The sequence below is a fragment of the Caulobacter sp. CCNWLW153 genome, assembly GCF_036889365.1.
GTDB lineage: Bacteria > Pseudomonadota > Alphaproteobacteria > Caulobacterales > Caulobacteraceae > Caulobacter > Caulobacter radicis.
Genome location: NZ_JBAKFV010000001.1, coordinates 157925 through 181364 on the forward strand (window position 1 = coordinate 157925; position 23440 = coordinate 181364).

The 23440-nt window shown below is 68.4% G+C and carries 22 protein-coding genes; 7 read left to right on the plus strand and 15 right to left on the minus strand.

Annotated features, from left to right (window positions below; all coding sequences use genetic code 11):
• Window positions 1-33: 33 nt before the first annotated feature.
• The 4 genes from V6S85_RS00615 to V6S85_RS00630 form a co-directional block, all read right to left on the minus strand.
• Complete coding sequence (locus tag V6S85_RS00615) at window positions 34-1152, minus strand: alpha/beta hydrolase (RefSeq protein ID WP_165828930.1); 1119 nt, start codon at window positions 1150-1152, stop codon at window positions 34-36.
• A gap of 278 nt (window positions 1153-1430) precedes the next feature.
• Window positions 1431-2390, minus strand: a complete 960-nt coding sequence (locus V6S85_RS00620; protein ID WP_334347632.1) for a Gfo/Idh/MocA family protein — start codon at window positions 2388-2390, stop codon at window positions 1431-1433.
• Between the two features lie 85 nt (window positions 2391-2475).
• Window positions 2476-4392 carry an acyl-CoA synthetase gene (locus tag V6S85_RS00625; RefSeq protein ID WP_334347633.1) on the minus strand — a complete coding sequence of 639 codons (1917 nt, stop codon included), beginning with the start codon at window positions 4390-4392 and terminating at the stop codon, window positions 2476-2478.
• Window positions 4393-4547: 155 nt separating this feature from the next.
• Window positions 4548-6179, minus strand: coding sequence for an AMP-binding protein (locus V6S85_RS00630; RefSeq protein WP_334347634.1), 1632 nt, complete (start codon window positions 6177-6179; stop codon window positions 4548-4550).
• A 208-nt stretch (window positions 6180-6387) separates the two neighbouring features.
• On the opposite strand from V6S85_RS00630, the gene V6S85_RS00635 reads away from it, so the two are divergent.
• On the plus strand, window positions 6388-7578 hold the full coding sequence (locus V6S85_RS00635; protein WP_334347635.1) for an acetyl-CoA C-acyltransferase: 1191 nt from the start codon (window positions 6388-6390) through the stop codon (window positions 7576-7578).
• Window positions 7579-7613: 35 nt separating this feature from the next.
• Here V6S85_RS00635 and V6S85_RS00640 read toward each other — a convergent pair whose 3' ends face one another.
• The 8 genes from V6S85_RS00640 to V6S85_RS00675 all read right to left on the minus strand — a co-directional run bounded on the left by V6S85_RS00640 (window position 7614) and on the right by V6S85_RS00675 (window position 14518).
• Window positions 7614-8780, minus strand: a complete 1167-nt coding sequence (locus tag V6S85_RS00640; protein WP_334347636.1) for an acyl-CoA dehydrogenase family protein — start codon at window positions 8778-8780, stop codon at window positions 7614-7616.
• A 52-nt stretch (window positions 8781-8832) separates the two neighbouring features.
• Entirely contained in the window at window positions 8833-9615 is a 783-nt protein-coding gene (locus V6S85_RS00645; protein ID WP_334347637.1) for an SDR family NAD(P)-dependent oxidoreductase, read from the minus strand.
• 149 nt (window positions 9616-9764) lie between these two features.
• Window positions 9765-10094, minus strand: a complete 330-nt coding sequence (locus V6S85_RS00650) for a hypothetical protein (protein ID WP_165828929.1) — start codon at window positions 10092-10094, stop codon at window positions 9765-9767.
• Window positions 10095-10248: 154 nt separating this feature from the next.
• Window positions 10249-10977, minus strand: a complete 729-nt coding sequence (locus tag V6S85_RS00655; RefSeq protein WP_165828928.1) for a TetR/AcrR family transcriptional regulator — start codon at window positions 10975-10977, stop codon at window positions 10249-10251.
• Window positions 10978-11711: 734 nt separating this feature from the next.
• Window positions 11712-12188 (minus strand): helix-turn-helix domain-containing protein, encoded by a 477-nt coding sequence (locus V6S85_RS00660; protein WP_334347638.1) that lies wholly within the window; start codon window positions 12186-12188, stop codon window positions 11712-11714.
• On the minus strand, window positions 12185-12607 hold the full coding sequence (locus V6S85_RS00665) for a MerR family transcriptional regulator (protein WP_116568745.1): 423 nt from the start codon (window positions 12605-12607) through the stop codon (window positions 12185-12187). The genes V6S85_RS00660 and V6S85_RS00665 overlap by 4 nt, the downstream gene beginning before the upstream one ends.
• A 221-nt stretch (window positions 12608-12828) precedes the next feature.
• Window positions 12829-13128, minus strand: a complete 300-nt coding sequence (locus V6S85_RS00670) for an HU family DNA-binding protein (RefSeq protein WP_279325501.1) — start codon at window positions 13126-13128, stop codon at window positions 12829-12831.
• 43 nt (window positions 13129-13171) lie between these two features.
• Window positions 13172-14518 (minus strand): tyrosine-type recombinase/integrase, encoded by a 1347-nt coding sequence (locus V6S85_RS00675; protein WP_334347639.1) that lies wholly within the window; start codon window positions 14516-14518, stop codon window positions 13172-13174.
• A gap of 628 nt (window positions 14519-15146) precedes the next feature.
• Here V6S85_RS00675 and V6S85_RS00680 point away from each other — a divergent pair.
• The 3 genes from V6S85_RS00680 to V6S85_RS00690 all read left to right on the plus strand — a co-directional run bounded on the left by V6S85_RS00680 (window position 15147) and on the right by V6S85_RS00690 (window position 18595).
• A complete protein-coding gene (locus tag V6S85_RS00680) occupies window positions 15147-16085 on the plus strand; it encodes an alpha/beta hydrolase (protein ID WP_334347640.1) in 939 nt (312 codons plus the stop codon).
• 96 nt (window positions 16086-16181) lie between these two features.
• The gene (locus tag V6S85_RS00685; RefSeq protein WP_116568741.1) at window positions 16182-17147 is read left to right on the plus strand and encodes a poly(ethylene terephthalate) hydrolase family protein; all 966 of its coding nucleotides are present in this window, start codon (window positions 16182-16184) and stop codon (window positions 17145-17147) included.
• A 107-nt stretch (window positions 17148-17254) separates the two neighbouring features.
• Window positions 17255-18595, plus strand: coding sequence for a glycoside hydrolase family 1 protein (locus tag V6S85_RS00690; protein ID WP_334347641.1), 1341 nt, complete (start codon window positions 17255-17257; stop codon window positions 18593-18595).
• Window positions 18596-18768: 173 nt separating this feature from the next.
• Here the strand turns inward: V6S85_RS00690 and V6S85_RS00695 are convergent, their stop codons facing one another.
• Window positions 18769-19401 (minus strand): TetR/AcrR family transcriptional regulator, encoded by a 633-nt coding sequence (locus tag V6S85_RS00695; protein WP_165828927.1) that lies wholly within the window; start codon window positions 19399-19401, stop codon window positions 18769-18771.
• 559 nt (window positions 19402-19960) lie between these two features.
• Between V6S85_RS00695 and V6S85_RS00700 the strand changes: the two genes are divergently transcribed.
• The 3 genes from V6S85_RS00700 (at window position 19961) to V6S85_RS00710 (ending at window position 22284) form a co-directional block, all read left to right on the plus strand.
• Window positions 19961-21511: a carboxylesterase/lipase family protein gene (locus V6S85_RS00700; RefSeq protein ID WP_334347642.1), complete on the plus strand. Its 1551-nt coding sequence runs from the start codon at window positions 19961-19963 to the stop codon at window positions 21509-21511.
• 118 nt (window positions 21512-21629) lie between these two features.
• Entirely contained in the window at window positions 21630-21908 is a 279-nt protein-coding gene (locus V6S85_RS00705) for a hypothetical protein (RefSeq protein ID WP_334347643.1), read from the plus strand.
• Between the two features lie 178 nt (window positions 21909-22086).
• Window positions 22087-22284: a hypothetical protein gene (locus tag V6S85_RS00710; RefSeq protein WP_116568735.1), complete on the plus strand. Its 198-nt coding sequence runs from the start codon at window positions 22087-22089 to the stop codon at window positions 22282-22284.
• A 214-nt stretch (window positions 22285-22498) separates the two neighbouring features.
• On the opposite strand, the gene V6S85_RS00715 is transcribed toward V6S85_RS00710, so the two are convergent.
• Window positions 22499-22858 (minus strand): hypothetical protein, encoded by a 360-nt coding sequence (locus V6S85_RS00715; RefSeq protein ID WP_116568734.1) that lies wholly within the window; start codon window positions 22856-22858, stop codon window positions 22499-22501.
• Window positions 22859-23016: 158 nt separating this feature from the next.
• A complete protein-coding gene (locus V6S85_RS00720) occupies window positions 23017-23430 on the minus strand; it encodes a thermonuclease family protein (RefSeq protein ID WP_334347644.1) in 414 nt (137 codons plus the stop codon).
• Window positions 23431-23440 lie beyond the last annotated feature (10 nt).

Below are 23440 nucleotides of genomic sequence, written 5' to 3' on the forward strand. Positions count from 1 at the left end.
CCAGAGGCGTTTGTGCGACGGCGAGCGGCGCGTCTAGAGGCGCGGGGCCGGGGCGGAGCCGCCCGCGCCCCCAACGGCGCCGGCCGGCGCCGCAGGCGTGGTCGCCACGCCGGTGCGCTGCTGCATGAAGGCGACGGCCTTTTCCATATTGTCCCGTCCCTGCTTGGTGTTCAGCCGGGCCGAGTAACCGTGATCGAGCAGGGCTTCGCTGGGCTCATAGTAATTGAAGACGTAGTCGACCCCATTCTGGCGAAGGGCCTTGGCCATCGCCTTGGCGTGTTCGGGGAAGGTGTCGGCCTGGTTGCCGTCGGTGATGTAGGTGGCCGGATAGTTGGGCGTGACGTGCGACAGGATGTCGACCTGCCGGGCCTGCTTGCTCGTCTCCAGGTCCTTTGTGCCCAGATAGGCCCAGAGCATGGCGTTCATGCGCCACTTGAAGCCGGAGAACTTGAGCGGGGCCGAGAAAATGACCAGGCCCTTGACGTGCGCAGGATCGATCGACGGTTTGACCCCAACCTCGGCCGCATAGGCCGGGTCGGCCAGCAGCGCGCCGTACTGGGCGGTCATCTGCGCACCGGCGCTTCCGCCCATGATGATGACGCGGGACATGTCCAGGCCCAGTTCGTCCTGGTGGTCCTGCATGTACTTGATGGCGTTGTTCAGCTGTTCCAGCGGAACCGGATACCGATAGGCGGGCGCCAGGGCGTAGTCGAGATTGACGAGATTAAACCCGTGGCGGGCGATGAAGCCGAAGGGCAGGTCCTCGCCGTTCGGCCCGCCCGCGGCCATGGGATCGCCCATGTCCTTGCTGCCCATGAACCAGCCGCCCCCGTGCAGGAAGATGACGGTGGGCCTTTTCACCTTGGTGTCGGCCGAGCCGTACCAGATGTCCATGAAGCTGTTGGGGTAGGTCTGATCGTATTTGAAGTTGGTCTTCAAGCGGACGCCGTCGGCGCGAACCCTGTCGCGCGGCGGCTCCAGGGGTTCGAAGGCGTTGGGCTCGCGCTTCCACTTGCCGTAGAGATAGGACTGCAGAACCTTGACCGAGCCGTCCTGACTGTTGGCCACGGCCAGGACGGTCAGCGTCCCGGCGACCGCCAGCCCGACCAGGACGATCGCGGTCCATTTGAGAACGCGCAGGAACTTCGGCATCTTCATCACCTGACGGCAGGGGTTCGGGGGCGGGGGCTGGCGGCTCCGCGCCCAAAGGAGAGGGGCGGCGAGGGACGCCTCACGGGCGCGAGCGCGGCGCGGGGGCCGCGCCGGGCGGCGAGCTTGGTCATAACCTTGTCTCCTCCCCGCAGGCCCCAAAGCCCCGCCGTTGACGGCGATCTTGTGACTTATCGATACAGGCGAGACTGCTTATATGTCAATCAAGGCGGCAGGGTTCGACCGACGCCTCAAACCCGTCGGCCGGGCTCGACGAGCGTTCAGGACATCGCCGCGCGCACCATGTCGATGGCCCGCATGGAAAGCACGTAGTCGTCCGCCGGGAAGGGAAAGTCCGCGCCCTCCACGAGCGTGGCCCTGACCGCCGTGAGTTGCTCGGCGTAGCTGCTGGCGCCGTCCACGGTTTCAGTTCGAGTCTGGCCGCCCACCTTGACGGTCAAGGCGTGGCCCATCTGCGGGGCCAGCGGGTTGAGGGCCATGAGCACGCCGCGTTCTCCCTCGATCAGCAGCCGGGCGGTCGGACGCTCGATCGTCATCGACGCGTAGGCGCGCGCCTCGACGCCAGCGGCGAAGGCGAGCACCGCCTGGAAGGAGGCGTCGACGCCATCCTCCCGCTCCTGGCTGGCGCTGATCACCGTGAAGGCTTCTCCGGCGATGCGGCGAATCCACGCCAGGGGATAGACGCCAAGGTCCATCAGCGCCCCGCCGCCCAGTTCGGCGGACCAACGCACAGGATCGTTACGCTCGATCGGCGCGCCGAACACGGCGTCGATCTTGCGAACCGGGCCGATTTCGCCGCTGTCCAGGATCTCCAGGATCCGGGCGAACAGCCGATGGTGCGGCGAGTGCATGGCCTCGAACACCGGGACGCCCGCCTGGAGGCCGGCGTCGTACACCGTCTGGGCCTGCGCGGCGTTCAGCGCGAAGGGCTTTTCCACCAACACCGGCTTGCCCGCGGCGATGGCGGCCAACGCGTGCTCGGCGTGGGCGTTGGCCGGCGTCGAGATATAGATCAGGTCCAGGTCCGGGGCGCTGATCAGCGCCTCGTAGTCGGGCTCTACGCGGCCGATCTTGTGCGTCGTGGCGTAGGCCCTGGCGCGTTCAGGATCGCGCGCGGCGACCGCGGCGACCTCGATGTCGTCAAAGCCCGCGGCCGGCTCGAGCATGGCGAACACCGCCACGCGCGAGGCGCCAAGAACACCAATCTTCAGAGGTCGCACGGTCAACTCCGATCCAGACGCAAGGCGTCACGTCAAACCGTGCGCCCAGGCGCGAGCATGGGCCACGCCGATGGAAGAACGCGGGTCATGCCTCGCGGGCCTCACGCTCGCGCAGCGCCGGCTTGAACACCTTGCCGATCGCCGTCAGGGGCAGGGCCTCGATGATGCGCACGGCCTTGGGACGCGCCGCGCGCTCGACAATCCTGGACTCGGCGAAGCGGGCCAGATCTTCAGCGTCCGCCGACACGCCCGGCTTGAGCTGAACATAGACGATCGGAACCTCGCCCGCGTGGGGGTCGGGACGTCCGATGGCGGCGGCCAGGGCGACAGCCGGATGGGCGTAAAAGGCGTCCTCGATCACGGCCGGATCGATATTGTGCCCGCCGCGGATGATCACATCCTTGGAGCGGCCGCGCAGCCACAGCCGCCCATCGGCGTCCAAGGCGCCAAGATCGCCGGTGTTGAGCCAGCGCTGACCGGCCTGATCGAGCACGAACACTCCCGCGTTCTGGTGCTCCTGCCCATAACCCTGGAAGATGTTGGGCCCCGCGAGCATCACCTGGCCCGTCTCGTTGACGGCCGCGTCGGCGAGCCATTCGCCCTGGGCCCCCAGCTTGGCGATCCGCACCTGCTGGAAAGGCACGGGCAGGCCCACCGAGCCGGCGCGCCGGTCGCCGTTGATCGGGTTTAGCGACACCGTGCAGGTGGCCTCGGTCAAGCCGTAGCCCTCGACGATGGTCACCCCCGTCGCGGCCTCGAACTGACTGATGAGCTCGGGTGAGAGCGGCGCGGCGCCGCAGATCACGAACCGCAGCGCGCTGAGATCACGACCTTCGGTCGGGACCGACAGCAAGGCCGACAGCAGGGTCGGCACAGCGCTGAACATCACGACGCGATGATGCTCGACAATGTCCCAGAACCTGGCGATCACGCCGGGCCCGCGGAACCCCTGAGGACTGGCGATCAGCACATGGGCGCCGGCAAAGAGGCTCGCCAAACCGGTCACCATGGCGCCGTTGACGTGGAACAGGGGCAGGCCGGCGAACACCACGTCCCGGGCGGTGATGGCGCGGCCCAAGGCCCGCGTCCCCATGAAGGCGTTGGCCACCTCATTGGCGTGGCTGCGTCGCGCAAGCTTTGGCGCGCCGGTCGAGCCGCCGGTGGCGAAGAGCGAGGCGGTGTCCTCGCCCCGCCGGGCCCGACCCTGGACGAGACGATCGTGGGGCTGCTGAGCGCAGGCGGGTTGATAATGGCTGACCCGAACGCCGTGACCGACCCCTGACGCGGCCGGCGCTGGAGGCTCGCCCTCTGCGGGGGCGGCCAGGTCGATCAAGACCAGCTCGCGGATCGATGGGCTGGCCGCCAGGGCCGCGACCGCCTTCTCATAGAGATCGACGCCGGGAAAGGGCGCCAAGGTGACCAGCACCTTGGCGCGGCTGGCGCGAAGCAGATCGGCCAGGCCCGCCGGTTCCAGCAACGGATTGATCGGCAAGGCCACGGCCACCGCTTCGGCGCCCCACAGACAAAACATCATCTCCGGCAGATTGGGCAGGAAGAGCGCGACGACATCGTCTGGCTCTGTCCCAAGCGCGGCAAACAGATTTCCCGTGCGCGTCACGGCCTGGGCGTAGGTCTCGAACGTCCAGCTGCGCACGGCCTTGTGGTTCTGCGCGTCGAGGAAGAAGGACAGCGCCTTGGCCTGGCCAAAGCGTTGGGCGGCCTGGCGGATAAGCTCATAGGTCGAGACGGGCAGGTCGGCGGGCCAGCCAGCGCGCTCGACGGCCTCAACGGCGCTTTTGTCCGCCAAGGGCGTGTCGTCTGGAACGGGCGAAAAGGCCGCGCAGTCCAGGCCCGCGATCACGCCCTTGACGAACAAGCCGTCATCGCTGTCGCCGTCGTGGGACTCGACCTCATAGAGCCGGCCCGAATAGACGCCCAGGTGCGGCAGATCAGGACCGGTCCGTAAAACCGACGCGCCCGGCTCAAACTTAGGCTTGGTCATCGCACTCACTTGTCTTGCTGATCGTCATCGCTCCAAGGACCAAGACGCTGGGCCCGCGGGCCCGGCTCGCCCCCGCTTGCTGACGTCTGGGCGGAGCACGGGGCTCCTCCCGGCGCGGCGACCAAGCCTGTCGCTGATCGCCGGCCGATTGGGCGTCACGTCGGTTCGCTGCGCGCCTTGTCGCGGGCGCGCAGCAAGAAGCGCTGGACCTTGCCGCTGGGCGTTTTGGGAAGGTCGTCGAGGAACTCGATTTCACGCGGGTAGGCGTGAGCCGAAAGCCTCGTCTTGACCCAGCGCTGAAGGTCGCTGGAAAGCTGGTCGCTTGGTTCGTGACCCTGGCGCAGCACCACGAAGGCCTTGACGATTTCGGTGCGCTCGGGATCGGGCTTGCCGACGACGGCGGCTTCTACGACCGCCTCATGTTCGACGAGGGCGCTTTCGACATCGAAAGGGCCGATCCTGTAACCCGACGAGGTGATGACATCGTCGGCGCGGCCCAAGAAACTGACGCCGCCGTCATCGTTCAGCTCGACGGTGTCGCCACTGCGGTAATAGCGCCCGGGCCTGGATTCAGGGCGACCCTCGTAGCCGGCGAACCAGAAGAGGGGCGAGGCCGAGACGTCGACGGACAGGTCGCCAGGGACGTGCGGCCCCAGTTCGCGGTCCTGGTCGTCGAGCACCACGACGCGGTGCCCCGGCGAGGAAAAGCCGGCCGAACCCGGCGCCATGGGATGTCGCAAGGCGTGGTGGTTGCAGACCACCATGCCCAGCTCGGTCTGGCCGTAATGATCATGGATCGGCGCGCGAAGGTGGGTCTGGAACCAGCGCCCGATCTCGGGATTGAGCGCTTCGCCCGCGCTGCTGACCACCCGCAACTGGCCCGCCACGTCCGCCATCGCCTCGGGACCGGCCGCGATGAACTGCCGAAACGCCGTCGGCGAGCCGGCCAAGTTGGTGATCCCAAACTCCTTGATCACGGCTGCGGCGTTGGCGGCGCTGAAGCCCCCCTCGTAGAACAGGGTGGCTTGTCCCATGGCCAGCGGCCCGGTGACGCTATAGTACAGGCCATAGGCCCAGCCCGGGTCGGCGATGTTCCAGAACCGGTCCTGCGGCCGAAGGTCGACGGCGTCGCGCATATAGCCGACGAAGGCGGCGATCGCCTTAAGGGGCACCAGAAGCGGTTTGGGCGCGCCCGTCGTCCCCGAGGTGCACATGATCAGGAACGGGTCGTCCATCTGTCGCATCACCGGCGGGAAGTCGGGCGACTGACGCTCCAGAACCCCGGCCAACACCACATCGTCGATCGCGCCGTTCTGGCTTTGTTGGGTGACGAACACCCGCACCGAGGGCGGGGCGCCCTCCAGCTTATGGCGGTTGGCCGGGTCGGTGACCACGACCTTGGCCTCGGAAGCCTCCAGGCGGTGGCTGACCGCCAGTGGGCCGAAAGCGGTGAACAAGGGTTGGTAGACCGCCCCAAGCCGCCATGTCGCCAAGATGGTCGCCAGCAATAGAGGGGTGCGGGGGAGCAGGCCCGCCACGCGGTCCCCAGGGCCCACGCCGTGAGCCGCCAGCAGATGCGCCAGCTGACCGGAGCGCGCCTTGAGCTCGTCAAAGGTGAGGGTTTGCCGGCGACCGTCTTCATGGGCCCAGAAAAGCGCCGGGCGGTCCGAACCGCACCACCGATCGCAGCATTCGACCGCGGCGTTGACGCCATTGGGGCCGCCGGAAAGAACGGAAAGCGCGGCGTTCAGGTCGAAGTCTGCGTAGGCGGCGGCGTAGTCTTGCACAAAGTCCTCCCGGGGCTCTGGGGCCGGCGCGGCTGGCCGCAGATCGGCGAGGCGCGAATTTGACGCGAACCTAGCTCACTCCCTATAAGAAGCAAGATGAACTGCTTTTAATTGCTTCTCGCGGCCCCTTGCCACGTGGAAGCGACTGCGCGCCTCGTCCATCAGGCTTCTATCGGCCCAACCAGGGCGCGCCACCAGGAGAACCGCCATGCCGCATACGCCCGATCCGGTCGTCATCGCCTCCTTCGCCCGCACGCCGATGGGCGGCTTCCAGGGCGCGCTCGCCGGGGCCAAGGCCACCGAGCTGGGCGCGGCGGCGGTCAAGGCGGCGATCGAGCGGGCCGGCCTCTCGGGCGACCAGGTCGAGCAGATCTTCATGGGCTGCGTCCTGCCCGCGGGCCTGGGCCAGGCTCCTGCCCGCCAGGCGGCCGTCGGGGCCGGCCTGCCGCTCTCGGTCGAGGCTGTCACGGTCAACAAGATGTGCGGCAGCGGCATGCAGGCCGCCATCATGGCCCATGACGCCCTGGCGGCCGGCAGCGCCGAGATCATCGTGGCCGGCGGCATGGAGAGCATGACCAACGCCCCCTACCTGCTGACCAAGCACCGCTCGGGCGCGCGCATCGGCCACGACACCATGCTGGACTCCATGTACCTGGACGGGCTGGAGGACGCCTACACCCCCGGCAAGCTGATGGGCGCCTTCGCCGAGGACAGCGCCGCCACCTACCAGTTCGGCCGCGAGGCCATGGACGCCTACGCCGTGGCGGGCCTGGCCAAGGCGCAGAAGGCCGTTTCCTCGGGCGCCTTCGACGCCGAGATCACCCCGGTGACCATCACCACCCGCAAGGGCGTCGAGACGGTCAGCCAGGACGAGCAGCCGCTGAAGGCCGACGCCGCCAAGATCCCGACCCTGCGCCCGGCCTTCAGCCGCGACGGCGGGATCACGGCGGCCAATTCCAGCTCGATCAGCGACGGCGCCGCCGCCCTGGTGATGACCCGCCAGAGCGTCGCAGAGCGCCTGGCCCTGCCGATCGTCGCCCGGGTGGCCGCCCACGCCGCCCACGCCCACGAGCCGGGCCTCTTCACCACCGCCCCGGTCCCGGCCATGAAGAAGGCGCTGAAGAAGGCCGGCTGGGACGTGGCCGACGTCGACCTGTTCGAGGTCAACGAAGCCTTCGCCGTGGTCGCCATGATCGCTCAGCAGGAACTGGGCATTCCCGACGACAAGCTGAACGTCAACGGCGGCGCCTGCGCCCTGGGCCACCCCATCGGCGCTTCGGGCGCGCGCATCCTGTGCACCCTGATCGCCGCGCTGCAGGCGCGTGGCGGCAAGAAGGGCCTGGCCTCCCTGTGCATCGGCGGCGGCGAGGCCACGGCGATGGCGGTGGAGCTGGTCTAGGGCAGGGTGGGGGCGGCCTTTCCGGCCGCGCCCCCTCAACCCAGATCGCGCGAGATCAGCAGGCGCTGAATATCGCTGGCCCCTTCGTAGATCTGGCACACGCGCACGTCGCGATAGATGCGTTCGACGGGGAAGTCGGCCAGATAGCCGTAGCCGCCGTGGATCTGGATGGCGTCCGAACAGACCTTCTCGGCCATTTCCGAGGCGAAGAGCTTGGCCATCGAAGCCTGGGTCAGGCAGGGCTCTCCAGCCTGCTTGAGCGCGGCGGCATGCAGCACCATCTGCCGGGCGACCGCGATCTGGGTGGCCATGTCGGCCAGTCGAAACGCCACCGCCTGATGCTCAATGAGCGCAACGCCGAACGTTTGGCGTTCGCGGGCATAATCGCGCGCCGCCTCGAAGGCGCTGCGCGCCATGCCCACGGCCTGGGCGGCGATGCCGATCCGCCCGCCCTCCAGGTTGGAAAGGGCGATGCGATAGCCTTCGCCTTCGGCGCCCAGGCGCAGCTCGGCGCCCAGCCGCATGTCCTCGAACGACAGCGCGCAGGTGTCCGAACCGTGCTGGCCCAGCTTGTGCTCGATCTTGTCGACCCGGAAGCCGGGCGTGTCGGTCGGAACGATGAAGGCGGTGATGCCCCGCTTGCCCGCCGCCGCATCGGTGACGGCGAAAACGATGACCACCTTGGCGCTCGAGCCGGAGGTGATGAATTGCTTGGCCCCGTTCAGAACGTATCCGTCACCGTCCCGGACCGCGCGCGTGCGCAGGTTGGAGGCGTCCGATCCCGCCTGCGGTTCGGTCAGGGCGAAGCCTCCGATCCATTCGCCGCGCGCCATGGGCGGCACGAAGCGCGCCTTCTGCTCGGGCGTCCCATAGCGCAGGATCGGTGAGTAGCCGACGGAGTTGTGAACGCTCATGATCGTTGAGCAGGCGCCGTCGGCGGCGGCCACCTCTTCGATCGCCATGCTATAGGCGATCGCGCCCACATCGGACCCGTCGAGCGCTTCCGGCGCGAGCATCCCCATCAGTCCCATCTCGCCCATTTCCGCCATCTGCCGGGCGGGGAACGTCTTGTGGCGATCGGCGTCGGCGGCGAACGGCGCGAGGCGTTCCTGGGCGAAGCGACGAACGGCGTCGCGCAACGCGATCGCCTCGGGGGGCGCCAGAAGCGCGGCGCCGTCGTGTCCTTGGTCGGGGTGCGACATCGTCTGTCCTTGAGGATCTTGGCTAAGGGCGGGCCCGGTCGATTTGCGTCGATCAGCGCGGCGCCATGCGCAGAGCGCCGTCCAGGCGGATGGCCGCAGCGTTCAGATAAGCGTTGCGACAAATCTCCACCACAAGGGCGGCGTACTCCTCGCCCGCGCCCAAGCGGGCGGGGAAGGGCACGCCGCTGGCCAGGCTCGTGCGCACGCCTTCGGGGAGACCCGCCATCATCGGGGTCTCAAAAAGGCCCGGAAGGATGGTGTTGACCCTGACGCCTTCAGAGGCCAGGTCCCGCGCGATCGGCAGGGCCATGCCGGCGACGCCGGCCTTGGAGGCGGCATAGGCGGCCTGGCCGACCTGGCCGTCCTGGGCCGCGATCGAGGCGGTCGAGATGATGACGCCGCGTTCCCCGCCGTCCAGCGGCTCGAGGCTGGCCATGCCCACCGCGCTCAGGGCGGTGCATCGGAAGGTTCCGCCGAGATTGACCCGCACCACGCGGTCGAAATCCTCGGTCGATGCGGCGATCAGCGCGCCATCGGCTTTTCTCCGGCTCACGGTCTTGGCGCCCAGGACGATGCCGGCGCAATTGACCAGAATGCGTTCCTGACCGTGGGCTTGGCGCGCCTCGGCCAGACCGCTGACGACCTCGTCGTCCTGCGTGACATCCACCCGCACGGCGAGGCCGCCGATGTCCTGGGCGACGGCTCGCGCGCGCTCAAGGTTCATGTCGAAGATCGTCACCTTGACGCCCTCGGCGGCCAGGCGACGCGCCGTGGCTTCGCCAAGACCGGAGGCCGCGCCGGTGACCACGGCGCTGATGTTCGCGTTCAGATGCAAGGCCAACTCCCCTTATCGATTTCCTGGCCGCGCCAGGCTTAAGCTTTCCGCGCCAGCGTCCCTGGCGACATGTCAAAAAGCCCGAGCCAAGGGTCCCGGCTCGGGCTTTCCACCTTGCGGGGCCGGGGCCCCGGGCGCGGGTCGCGCCGCTATTTGCTCTGGGCCAGAGCCTTGTCGACTTCGTCGACCTTCTCCATCGGAATGGCGCCGTTGAGCATCGCCACCAGCTGGCGCAGGCTCATGGCCTTGAACTGCTCGTAGGCGGGATGCTCGTCGAGCTTGGGGAAGGACTTGAGCACGGCTTCCTTGGAGGCCGGCGTGGCCATCAGGGTTTCAATCGGGGAGTCGGCGGTCAGGGCGCCCGAGGGGGCGGCGGTCGCGGGGGCCGCGGCCGGAGCAGGGGCGGCGGGCGCCGGGGTCTGGGCCAGGGCGGGGGCGGCGGCCAGCATCAGGGCGGCGGTGGCGATCAGCAGTTTCATCGGGTCCTCGGCGTTGCGCAGGGCAGGGTTGTGGATTGTGTAACCCCGTCCAAACTGAACTTACAAGCATTACATCCTGCTTAAAACATTTGTCATGTTCGTCGCCAGGCGTGCGGTGGTGTCAGGGCGGGGCCCTGTGGCGGCCGCCTGAAAGTCACGTCCTGGCCACCGCCGGCGCGGCCGAGGCGACCGGGCTCGCGGGGGCCGAGCTGAACAGGCCCGTCTCCACGCCGGCGCGGACGAGGGCCTGGAGAAGCGGAATAGCGCGGCGCACCCCTTCGTCGTCGGGGTCGACGATGTTCATCATGGCCAGGCCCCGCACGGCGCCGACAATCAGTTGCCGAAGCGGCTGGGACGCCCCGGCTGGAAACTGACGGTTGATCTCGGCGCTCGCCGTGGCCTCGATCCGGGCCAGGATCGGAGACAGCCGTTGCTTAAGATCGTGATCGCTGCGCGAGCCTTGCAAAATCTCGATGACGGCGACGCCGGCCGGGCGACTGAGCACCCGCCAGGCCGCTTCGGGATAGGCGATCAGCCGATCGCGACGGGTGTCGATTCCGCGCAAAAGCCGGCGATAGAGGCGCAGGTCCTGCGCGAAGGTTTCTTCTACGACGAACGCCATCAGGTCCGCTTTTGACGGAAACTGATGCAACATCGCGCCGCGGCTGACCCCGGCCTCGTTGGCGACATTGATCGTGGTCGTCGCGCCGTAACCGTGCCGGTACAGGCAGCCGACAGCCGCCTTGAGCAGCACCGCACGGGTGGCCGTGCTTCGCTCCGCCTGGGTCCGCCGTCTTGGAACGTCCTTGGCGCGGCCGTCCAAGGGGCTGGCCGCGCCGACATCCGGAAGATCAGCATTTCTGGGCATGGGCGTGTTGTCCAACTGGGACCCTCGCGCGGCCTTGGCGGGCGCGTCCCGGGATCGGCTTTTAGTCCGGCGTGCCGGCTGCGCCGGCGCCGGCGGGCGCCAGACCATAGGCGGCCAGGCGCATATTCCGGGCCGGGCGGATAACAGTCAACCGTGATTGTATATGCCGGTCGGCTCAATCTACGAACAGTATTGCATGCTTGTTTGAATGTGGCACACTCCTGGATGAGCCCCGCGCAGACGAGGGCCGATGACGGAGGAACCCTCGGATGGACATGAGCCTTTCGCTCCACGCCGCGTCACGTGCGCCAAGAGCCGGTCGACGGTTTCCGTCGGCGGCGGCGATCATCACCATCGCGGCCCTGGCGCTGCTTGCCGCGCCGCTCGCCTTGAGCGGGGGGCGGTCGGAACCGGACGCGCCCAGCTGCGCAGATCTCCTGCGGACCATCTCGGAAACACGGATGATCGACCTGGTGCGCGAACCCGCCACCGGCGGCGGAGCCTGTAGCCTGCGGCGTCCCGCGGGCCAGTGATCGTGAGGGTTCGACGGCGCGGCGGCGGCGTGCGCGTCGCCACAGGCTGAGCGCGGCTATCAGGCCTGGCGGCTCGTGGTTTGCCGCCGCCTCGCCAGCCAGGGCATGGCCTTTGGCCCGGGTGACGACGGCGCGGGTCCGGCCGTCGTCGATAGCCGCCCCTAAGCTGTCGGCGCCCTCAACGAAGGCCTTTCGGGACCGGTTGGGGGCGTGACGTCAGCCCGCCGCGGTCGGCCGGGCGTCGGAGCCCTTGAACCCGTGGACGCCGCCAAGCGCGCGCGCCTCCCGTACCGCAAGCGGCGCGCCCAGGGTGTGGAGCGCGCGCTGCAGCACCTCCAGGGTCGGCGGGCCTTCAGCAGAGAGCCAGCTGATCTCCCGCACCCCAAATCCCGCGCGCCTCAACGCACAAATGGCCGACACCTGTTGGACGACACGCTCGTCGATCACCCGGCGCCCGCCTGGGCCGCGCTGCAAGGCGATCAGGCCGAAGTCCTCCCACTGGCGAAGGCGTGCTCGGCTCACGCCAATCTCGGCCAGGGCGCGCTTGGACGGCGCGCGCCGCCCGGTCTTGGCGCTCACGGATGGACGCCCGCCCGGGGTGGCGGGCGAAACGCCGTTGCGCCGGTCGGCGCGCTCGAACATGGCCAGGGCCGACTTGGTGAGCGGTCCGCGATAGGCCTCGCGCGAAATCATTGCACCGCCGGGGCGGCGTCGGCGGCGTCATGTCGCGCCAGGCGCTTGAGGCCCTCCAGGCCATCGCGCCGCGCGGCCCGGCCGACGGCCTCCAGACGCTCCACTGTCAGGCGCGCCCGCCCCAGAGCCGCCTCGATGAGTTGCACGGTGCCCTGCTGCTGGACGCCGCCGCCGCTCCAGGCGTCGAGGATCTCAGCCACCGTCCGCAGCGGCAGATCAGCGGCCCGCAGGGCCACGACCAGCTCCAACCGCGCGATCGCCGCCTCGTCGTAGGCGCGCGCGTGCCCGTCAGGGCGTCTGGGGACCACCAGGCCCATGGTCTCATAGTGCCGCAAAGCCCGCGTCGTGACGCCCAGCCGGGCGGCGGCCTCGGAAATCGGCGTCAACGGGCGAGCGGGCGAGTGCGGCGTCGCTGTCATGGTCGTGTTGTCGCTCACGAGGGGCGAGACAGGAACGAGCTTAGAGCCCCGTCGCGCAGAAAGAACCAGGAAAGAATGTTTGTAAGTGGCGACCTTATCGTTCCGCGAGCGGTCAAGGAAGGCAAATCAGGGGTGTTCTGGCGTGCGAGCGCGCGACCGTGTCGATCAGGTCGCACTCGCGGCGGGAGCGGCGGTCAGCCAAGGGGCTGACCGCCCTGGGCTCAACCGTTGACAGCGTCCTTAAGCTGCTTGGCCGGCGTGAAGGCGACCTTCTTGCTGGCGGCGATCTCGATGGTCGCGCCCGTCGAGGGATTGCGGCCGGTGCGGGCCGGCTTGGCCTGGACCTTGAACTTGCCAAAGCCCGGGATCGAGACGTCTTCACCCTTCACCGCGGCGTCGGTCAGCGACTTGAAGACGCCGTCGATGATGGCCTTGGCTTGGGCCTTGGTCAGCTTGTCGTCGGCGGCCACGGCGGCGTCGACCAGGTCGGAAACATTCATGGTGGGGCTCCTGAAGGGAATCGTGAGGGAAGGTCGATGATGTTGGCGAACTTGTCACCTGGGATCAGGGGCGTCTGCGCGCGATCGCCCGGGCGGCCTGGGCCTGATAGGTCGGGCGATGGTGGCCATAATGCTTTTCCAAGGTGGTCACGCTCATGCCGAGGTATCCGGCGGCCATCCACATGTCCGCGCCGCCTTCCATGAGCCAGGTGGCGGCGGTGTGGCGCATCCAGTGCGGGGTGATCTCCACATCCAGGCCCGCATCGCGCACGCAGCCTTCGAACCCGGTGCGGATCTTTCCGGCCAGCGGTCTGCCGCCATGGTGCAGGACGCTGTTGAGGCGCAGGTCCTCGTTCTCCTGGCGAAGCTGCAGTTCTCGGCCCTGGTCCAGGGCGCGCCACCGTCGAAGGTGGGCCAGAAGGCGGCGAGGCAGGCGCACGACCGGCCTTCTCTTGTTGGTCTCGCGCTCGCCGCGCCCGCGCCGATAGATCATGCCCTTGTCCAGGTCGACCCAGGCCTGGTCCATGGCCTCCTCCCAGAGCAGCACCCGCATCACGTTGTGGCGGGTGCCGGTGTAGAGTCCGATCAGAATGAACCTGCGAAGGTGCGCGCGATTGGCGCGAGCCGAGGGCCCAAGGCGCTCCCAGCGCCCGTCTGGCTTTCGCCGCCACCCCATGGCCGCCTTCAGAAGGCGCGCGGCCTGATCGCGGGTCAGGGCGTCTCTTGGACTGTGCTTCTTTTCCGGCAGCCAGACCTTGGGCCTGAGGGCGAGTTTATGCTCGCCGTCCCAGTGCGCGATGGCCGCGTTGAGCTCTTCCAGTTCGCGGCGCGCAGTCTGGTCCGAGATGCGAGGGGCGGCCCGGCCGTCCTTGTACCGGCGCTTGGGCTGGCTTTGACGAAAGGCCACATAGGCCTGGCAGGTCGAGCGTCGCACCTCATCGAGCGTGCGCGCTTCCCACCAGTCCAGCAGGTGAGCGACGAAGCCGTCGAACGTGGAGGGATCAAGGCCCGAACTGGCCGCCCGCTCGCTCGAATAGAGCGCCAGGACCTCGGCTACGAGGATCTGCCGTGGATCACGCTTGGCGTCGGCGCCGGCGCCGGTGTCGGGGGTGGCGGGCGTGGGCGCCGCAGGCGCGCAGAGGGGGTTTGAGCCTGGGCCGCCAAGGCCCGGCTGCTGGAGACGATCTCCGCCCGGAAAGGGCAGGCGGACCACCATGCCGCCGCTGAGCTTTTCGGTCAGATACTGGCTCAGGCAGGCTTCGGCCTGCGCGAGCTGGCCAGGGCCGCAGCCCGTGCCGATCTGAGTCTGTCGGTCACGGATGACGTAGACGTCTGGAATGCGCTGGCCCGTGGCCGGGTCGATCCGGCCGGACAGGAGATAGAGGCGGGGTCCTTTGGCGGGGCGGGGCATGGTCGAAACAGGTCTCGAAGCTGACGCGGCGTGACGAAGAGCTTCCCGGCGACGCGAGCGGGGAGGAGCCTGTGATTGGCGATCTCCGTGCGCAGAAGCGGCACCGAAATCGGCAGGGACCCGGCGAACACCGCCACGGCTTCACTCAATCGCATGGGCTCATCCTCGGCCCAGTCTTCCGGGCGCGGGCGAGCGGCGACGCGGTCTTTCGGCATGGATGACTCCGGCCGACCGCTCGCCAAGGGGGAGACGAGCCAGCCGGGGCGAGGGGACATTGGGGCGCGGAAAAATAATCCGCACCGCCCACTATCGCCGCCCCGCGGTCCGCCTCAAGCCCTTGAGCCGGCGGCGCAAACCCCGGAAAAGAAAGACAATCGCCCGCCATTAATTCGACGTCATAAAAACAAGCCAACTTGTTTTGTTTCGCGCCTGATGCCAAACACGCACCAACGGTGGCTCATTCCAGGGCGCCGCGGCGGGCGTCGCGACGCTTCCCGTTGTGCGCGCCGACACCTGGGCCTGGCCGTCCGGACAGGCGCGGGATCACGCGCCGCCGCCGGCGTGCGTGATCGGCGCGGCGAACGCCTTGCGGGCCAAGCGGCTCATGCGGGCCATGGAGAAGTCGACGATGAGGTTGCGACGCTGGACCATCCCGATCGCGAGCGCGGCCCTCCTGGCGACGGCGCCCCCGGCCCAGGCCAGACCTGAGATCGCCACGCTGCAGGCGAGCGCCGCGGCCGCGCCGCAGCCTGAGCCGGGCGAGCTGCCGGTGCCGGTGGAGGGCGCGGCCACGCGCCTGCCCGCCGCCGAGGCCTGGTTCAGCCAAAAGGGCACGCGGCTTGTCCACAACGTCTCCGCCCCGACCCTGACGGCTTTCCTGCCCGAACCCGGCAAAGCCAACGGCGCGGCCGTGATCATCGCGCCGGGCGGCGGCTTCATGATGCTGTCCATGGACTCCGAAGGCTACGACGTCGCGCGATGGCTGGCCTCACATGGCGTCACAGCCTTTGTCTTGAAGTACCGACTTCAACCGACCCCGCCCACAACGGCGGGCCTCTTCGAGCACATGGCCGGCGTCTTCGCCGGCGGCCCCAAGCCGCTGGCCGAGGTCATCGCGCGGGGCAAGCCGGTCGCCGTCGCCGACGCGGCCAGCGCGATGCGACTGGTCCGCGCTCAGGCTCGCCAGTGGAACATCGATCCCAAAAAGGTCGGCTTCATCGGGTTTTCAGCCGGGGCCTACACGACCCTTGGCGTGACCCTGCAGGACGATGCGGGCGCGCGCCCCGATTTCATCGTTCCGATCTATGGACCGCTCGACAAGCCCGCCGCGCCGCCGCCCAAGCCGCTGCCGCCGATGTGGACGGCCGTTTCGGCCGATGACCCTCTGTTTGGCAAGACCGACTTTGGCCTGGTTGGCGCGTGGCGAGAGGCCGGCGTTCCGGTGGAGCTGCACTACTACGAGAACGGCGGTCACGGCTGGGGCTTTGCGGGCGCGGCCAACACCACCACCACCCATTGGACCGCGCCGCTGCTCTGGTGGCTGCAGGCCCACGGCTGGGCGCGCTAGCCGCGCCGGCCGGCACGCCCGCAACATCCACCTCGGTTTCAGGACGCGTTCATGTTCGCAATCAAACCTCGACCAAACCCTTCGAGCCGCGAGGCCTTGGCCCACCGCGCCGGTCCATCCGGACGAGGCGCGCGGACACTGGGCGTCCTGTCAGTCCTTTCGGCTGCGATTCTGCTGAGCGCGTGCGCGACGCCGCCGCCCGCGCCGCCCTATGTCGTCAAGGGACCCATCGAAGCCAAGTATCAGGCGCGGGGCCCCTGGGCCGTCAGCCAGTCCGTCTCGGCCGGCCCGTGCGATCGCGAGAACCATCTGTGCGACATCTGGTATCCGACCGCTCTAGGGACCAATCCGCTCCGCGGCGTCAAGAGCGGCTACCGTCACCCGGTGATCAGCTGGGCCGACGGTACGGGCCAACAGCCCAAGGTCTATGCCCATTTTCTTGAGCATCTGGCGTCCTGGGGCTTTATCGTGGTCGCGCCGCGCGACGACAGCACCCGGGCCGGGGAGACCACCCTGGACGCGGCGCAGTACATGCTCGCCCAGGCCGATACGCCGTCGAGCCGTTTCTACAATCGCGTGGATCCCGACAAGTTCGGCGCGGCGGGTCATTCGCAAGGCGGGGCCGCGGTGACGAGCCTGCACGTGCGCGGGGTTCCGCTGTTCAAGACCTATCTGGGACTGCACACCTCGCCCGGCTTCTTTTCGAAGTTCTGCTGCGGCGTGACGCCAGAAAGCTACGCGGGCGCGCGGGTCACAGCTTCGATCTTCCAGTGGAGCAGCAAGCCCGACTCCGGCAAACCCGATTGGTACGATCCGGTCCCCAACAGCGCGCCCAAGGCCTACGCCTTGTTGTCCTATGCCAATCACGCCGACGTCAGCGCCGCGCCCGGCTGCGACCCGGCGGCGTGCCGCCAGGGGGCCTCGCCCTATCTGGGTTACACCACGGCCTGGCTGATGGGGCGGCTGCAAGGCGCCAGCGACGGCGTCCGCGCCTTTGGCCAAGACGGCGAATTCTTTCGCTCCAACCCCAGTTGGTCGATGAACCTCTCCAACATTCCCTAAAGCCCTGGCTTGCGCGACCTCGCCAGGCGTCGCGAGAGCTTCACAAAACCGCGGGCGGTCCGTCGCTGGCGCGCCGCCCCCCTTAAGCAAAGACCGGAGGACACCAGATGGGTATCGATCGCAGGAGCCTGATCGGCGTGGGCGCCGCCGCCGCCGCCGCCGCCGCCTCACCGGCCATGGCCAAGGCCGCCAAGGCGGCCAAGGCCGTCAATCCGGCCTTCCCCAAGGGTTTTCTCTGGGGCGCGGCCACCTCGGGCCACCAGATCGAGGGCAACAACGTCAACGCCGACACCTGGCTGGCCGAAAACGTCAAGCCGACCGCCTATGCCGAACCGTCCGGCGACGCCTGCAACAGCTTCGAGCTGTGGCCGCAGGACCTGGACCTGGTCAAGGCGATGGGCCTGAACACCTACCGCTTCAGCCTCGAATGGTCGCGGATCGAGCCCGAGCCAGGCCGCTTCTCCATCGCCATGCTTGATCACTACAAGGCGATCATCGCCGGCTGCCACCAGCGGGGCCTGACCCCGATGCTGACTTTCAACCACTACACAACACCGCGGTGGTTCGCCGCGCGCGGCGGGTGGACGGCGGCGGACGCGCCCGATCTGTTCGGCCGCTTTTGCGATCGCGCCGCACGTCATCTGGCCGACGGCCTGGCCTACGCCACGACCCTGAACGAGCCCAACCTCCCGCAGGTGATCCGCGCGGCCATTCCGCCTGAGCAACTGGCCAAGCTCTTGCCGCTGTTCAAGGCCAGCGCCGAGGCCCAGGCGCGGGCCATGGGGAGCAAGGTCTTCGTGTCAGGAAACAGCATCGCGTATGACGATCTTGACGCCCTGACGGCCCGCCAGATCGCCGGTCACCGCACCGGCCGCGCCGCGATCAAGGCCGTCCGTGGCGATCTGCCCGTTGGGGTCAGCCTGGCCATTCCCGACGATCAGCCGCTGGGAAAGAACAGCATCCGCGACGTCATGCGCGACAAGCAGCATAAGGCCTGGCTCGAAGCGGCGCGCGGCGATGACTTCCTCGGCGTGCAGAACTACGAGCGCAGCCTTTGGGACGACAAAGGCAAGGTCGAGCCGAAATCTTCGGGCGACCACAATCTGGCGGGCGCCCCGATCTTCCCGGACTCGATCGCCAACGCCGTGCGCTACGCCTATTCGGTCGCCAAGGTGCCGATCATCGTCACCGAACACGGCGTCAACACCGATGACGACGCCTTGCGCGCCCGTTTCACGCTGGCGGCCTTGGGGGAGCTCAAGAAGACGATCGACGAGGGCGTGCCGGTGAAGGGCTATCTCCACTGGAGCCTGCTGGACAACTTCGAATGGATCTTCGGCTATAAGATGAAGTACGGCCTGGTGGCCGTGGATCGCACCACGTTCAAGCGGACCCCTAAGCCGAGTTCGTCGATCTACGGGGCGGTGGCGCGCAACAACAGCCTCTAGCGGACAGGTCGGGGCGTCCGCCGCCGATCGGCGTGGCGGACGCCGGGCCCGTCCGGGCCGACCGCGCTGCCGCTACCGGCGGCGCGGATCGGGGAGGGCGCTCGCCGCCGGAGCAGCGGGAACCGGCCCAAGCCCTGGATTGAGCGGTCGGGCCCCGACCGCCGCCGGCGCCGCTAGCTGGCCTTCTCGGCCCGCTTCTTTTCATGGCCCAGGGCCCCGGTTTCCAAACCCACCTTCATCAAGGTCTGGAGCAGGGGTATGGCCCCGTTCACGCCCTTGTCGTTGGGCGTCAGGACTTTCTGGATGGAAAGACCGCGTACGGCGCCGACGATCAGTTCCAGAAGGGCCATGGACGGCCCTTTTGGAAACTCGGTCTCCAGTTCCTTGCGGACGAAGGCGTAGATCTTGGCTTGGGTCGGCGCCAGCTTCTCGGCCAGGGCCGGATCGCTGCGTGACCCTTGCAGGATTTCCAGGACCGCCACCCCGGCCGGGCGGCTCAAGACCTGCCAGACCGCGTCAGGATAGGCCAACAGACGCTCACGCGCGTCCAAGCCCTTGAGTAGCTCGTGGTAGAGCTCCACCTCCTGCTCGAAGACCTCCTGCACCACGAAGGTCATCAAGTCGGCCTTGGTCGGAAACTGGTGCAGCATGGCGCCCCTGCTCATGCCGGCTTCCTTGGCGACATTGATCGTCGTCGTGGCGCCATAGCCATGCTCGAAAAGGCATTTGATCGCCGCTTCCAGCAGAACGACCCGAGTGGAGGCGCTACGCTCGGCTTGGGTTCGGCGACGGCGCGCTACGGTCACGGTCTTAACCTTGGTCCAACTGTTGCTGTCAGGTCCTTGGTTGGACGCTGCGGGCCCAGAGTGCAAGCCCTTCGAGGCGACGCCGCCGTCGCGCCTGGGCGAACATCGGGGCCTGGGTGCGGCCAAGTCGGCGTGCACACCCTGGGCGTCACCGGCCGCGATAACAGTAAAAGCAGTCAAGATTGATTATTTGCGCGCAAGGCGCTACGACGACGCAAGGCGGAGATGGCGCAAAAGGGGACACGCCCTGGCCGTAAGCGAAAGCGCCTGGGATGGGAGTGGCATGTCACAGGGGACCGGTTTGTCCTGGAGACGGGGCGCAAGGCGCGGTTGGTCGACCTCGACGCGTCAGCGGTCCCGGGCCGCGCCTGCATGTTCGACCCGGTCGAGCCGTTCGTGTCCATCATTGGCCTGCCCCCAGCAGGCGCCGCGACCAGGGGCGCCTGCCTGATGTCCGGGCCAAGCTTCGCGCCGTCACACCCATCGTTCTAACGTCCCGGCCCGCTCGCGAGCGTTCTCGCGGGCCGGTCTTTCATCAATCGCAAAAGGAGACCGCGCAGTGGGCAGCAAGTTGAAGGCCAAGGTCGTGACGATGGCCATGGCGATGGCGATGGCCGGCGCGGGCGCCCACGCGGCCTCCGCACCGCGCGTCGTCACCGCGGGCGGTGCGTTGACCGGGACCCGCGAGGGCGGGGTCGTTAGTTTCAAGGGCGTTCCCTATGCACAGCCGCCCGTTGGCGACCTGCGCTGGCGCGCGCCGCAGCCGGCCGCCGCCTGGACCGGCGATCGGGCCGCCACACGCTTTTCCGCCTCGTGCCAGCAGGCCCCGTCGGGAGCGGGATTTGGTCCCTATACCGCAGCCTTTGTCACTCCGCCCGAGTTGTCGGAGGACTGCCTCTATCTGAACGTCTGGGCGCCCAAGTCGGCGCGCAAGCTGCCGGTCTATGTCTTCATCCACGGCGGCGCCTATCAGGCCGGCGGGGCTTCTGTGCCCGCCTATGACGGCGCGGGTCTGGCCCGCAAGGGCGCGGTGGTCGTCACCCTCAACTACCGGCTCGGACTCTTCGGGTTCTTCGCCCACCCCGAGCTGAACCGGGAGTCGCCGCTTGGGACCTCCGGCAATCAGGGCGTGCTCGACACGATCGCCGCCCTGCGCTGGGTCCAGGCCAACATCAGCCGGTTCGGCGGAGATCCGGCCAACGTCACGATCGCTGGCCAGTCCGCGGGCGCGGGGATGGTCAATCACCTTCTGGTCTCCCCGCTCGCCCAGGGGCTGTTCCAACGCGCCGTCATGGAAAGCGGCCCTGCGCTCGGCATCCCCGCCTTGCCGCTCGCCCTCGCCGAAGGCGGCGGCGTCGGAAGCGCCGCCAAGCTAAAGGTCGCGAACCTGGCGCAGATGCGAGCCCTGCCGGCCGCCGATCTGATGAAGGCCGGCCTGCCGGTCATGCCGCTGCCGATCACGGACGGGAAAGTCATACCGACCGATCCGGAGAGCCCGGGCGCGCGCGTGGTGTCGAAGGTGCCGCTGATCGCCGGCTACAATCGCGACGAAACCTCCCCGGCCGACGCGCCCAAGACGGCGGCGGCCTTCGAGGCCGACGTGCGCAAAAAGATGGGGCCCGTGGCCGATCAGATCCTGCAACTCTATCCCCATGCCAGCGACGCCGAAGCAGCCCGGTCGGCGGTTCAGCTTCAGGTCGATCGCCGCGTGGCGGGGCTGATCCTTTGGGGTGAGCGCCGTGCGGCCGATGGCCAGCCCGCCTACATCTACCTGTTCGAGCATACCTATCCGGGCCTGGACCCGGCGCGGAACGGGGCGTTTCACACCGCCGAGGTGCCTTATGTCATGGGCGCCCTGAACCTGCAGGGAGCGGCGTTCACCGACGTAGACAAGGCGCTCTCCGCCGAGATGCAGAGCCGGTGGCTGAGCTTCATGCGCACGGGCGATCCCAATCCCCGTGGCGCGCGCACCGTCTGGCCTCGCGCCAGCCAGGATCCAGGCTCGGTGCAGCGCTTTGCACCCACTGACAAGGCGCCCCTCCTTGACGCCGCCCGCTTGGCGGTGTTCCGCGATTATGTCGCCAAGGGCGGTAAGCTCGGCTTGCTGTGACAGGGGCGCGCGATCTTGGCGCCTCAGCCTTGATCGCGCTTCCAGGCGCGCATCTGACCGATGGCCGACGAAGCTGGGGATGACCTGCCGCCAGGGTCGATTTTCGACAGAGCTTCACGTGGGTGCTGCTAACCATCTGCCGATGGAACCGCAGATCACCTTCACCTTCGTCTGTCTGGCCAAGAACCAGGTCGCGTCCTTCGTCGACGTCCAGGCGCTGCCGCAGGGCGCCGAGCGTAGCCATGCCCTGCAGTTGTTACGCGATCACGTCAGCGCCGCGACCGTCGAGGTCTGGCGCGACGAGAAAGTCTGCGAGGTGGTGGCGCGAGACGGGATCAGGGCGGCCAAGCCGACCGGCGCCGCCCCAACAGCGGCCACGAGCCCGCCCAGCGCGTAACGATCGCGCCGGACGCCGGCGGGCGAGCGTCGCGGCCGATGGGACGTCCGCCGCCACACTGTCATGGGCGCGACCAGGCCAAGCTGGTCGCCCGACTTGGGGGCGCCGCGCCGGCAGTTGACGCTGAGGTCGCAGCCTCATGGATAATTTGACGTCAGAAGGCCAGCCGGGGCGGGGGATGGAGATCTACGAGGTTGAACCAAGCGGGCAGGACTGGCGGGTGATCCGAGCCGGCCGGCCGATCCTGTCCCAGCCCAGCGAACACGGCGCGCGGACGGCCGCGGCGGTGCTCAACGCCTGGGCCCAGGTCGAGGAGGCCCTGCAGCTGACCGCGCCGCCTCGTTCACAGCGCGCGGGCCCGGCCGAGTCCCCCTAGGATGGTTCCAGCGGCGTATCGTAAGGGTGCGTGTCATTCGGTTCTGGGCTTGGCCGCTTGAGCGCGCCCAACGCAATGACCGCGTCGCAGCCTTCGCCGCGGAAGGCGTTGGGGGGCACTCTGCGGCCCGAGCGCCGTGACGACGTTGGTGGGACGGCTCTAGAGGCGGGGAGATATGCACAGCGCGTTCCCAAGGGAATTGGGAGGAGGCAGTTCAACCTCGGGCCAGCCTAGGAGGATGCTCGCCGTGGCTGCCTTGACTTTGCGCCGCGGCGAGCAGGCGCGCCTGGAAAGGCGTTAGCGAGGGATGCTTGTCGGCCACCGCCTGAAGAACCTCCAATCCCGAAGCGGCAAGACTGGGCGTCTCTTCGCAAAGGGCGGTGACCAGGGCCACGATCAGCGGCAGATCCGGGGCGCGAAGACGCCGCCTTTGATCCTCAATGCGCCGGAGCCATCGAGGGGCCGCCGTCTCGGGATAGGCGGCGATCGCGCGATCGCAATCGGCAAGCAGGCCGGCTATGCGCCGATCCACGCCGATTGACATCGCCCACCCAATAAACCGCTGCTCGACCATCACGCTCCCGCGTGCGGGCCTATAGCTCAAAGAAACAATCAGGTCATCCTTGATCTTAGCGTAACTTGTGCGCCAAAGGGGCGCAGTCTGGCGGCCGCTGATCGGTCGGCGCAGGCGCGGCGCGCGCCTTTTTCAGACCTGAATGAACGCCCGAATTTCTAGCGTCCGCCGGCCGCCGGGTTATTGGCCCATTGCCCGCGACCGGCCGCGCGGGCCTGCGCCTCCGGGCCGGCATAGACGCCCTTGCTGTAGCGGCGCCATTCGGTGGCCAGGCCCGAGCGGATCAAGGCGGCGTTGATGTCGGGCGTGGCGCTGGACCAGCACTTGCCCACGAACCGGCCGTAGCGGTCGCGGTCGACCAGCCGGCAGCCCACGCGCCCGCGCGTCAGGCGGATGAGCTCGTCGCGCGCGGCGTAGGCGAAGGGTTGGGCGGGGGTCTGGCCCCGGCGAACCTCGGGGGCGTCAACGCCGAACAGACGCACGCGCTCCGCCCCGCAGCGCAGGGTGTCGCCGTCGTGCACCGCCGGGGCGCTGCAGGCGATGATCAGGGCGGCGGCTTGAGCGAGCGGCATGGCCCGGCTT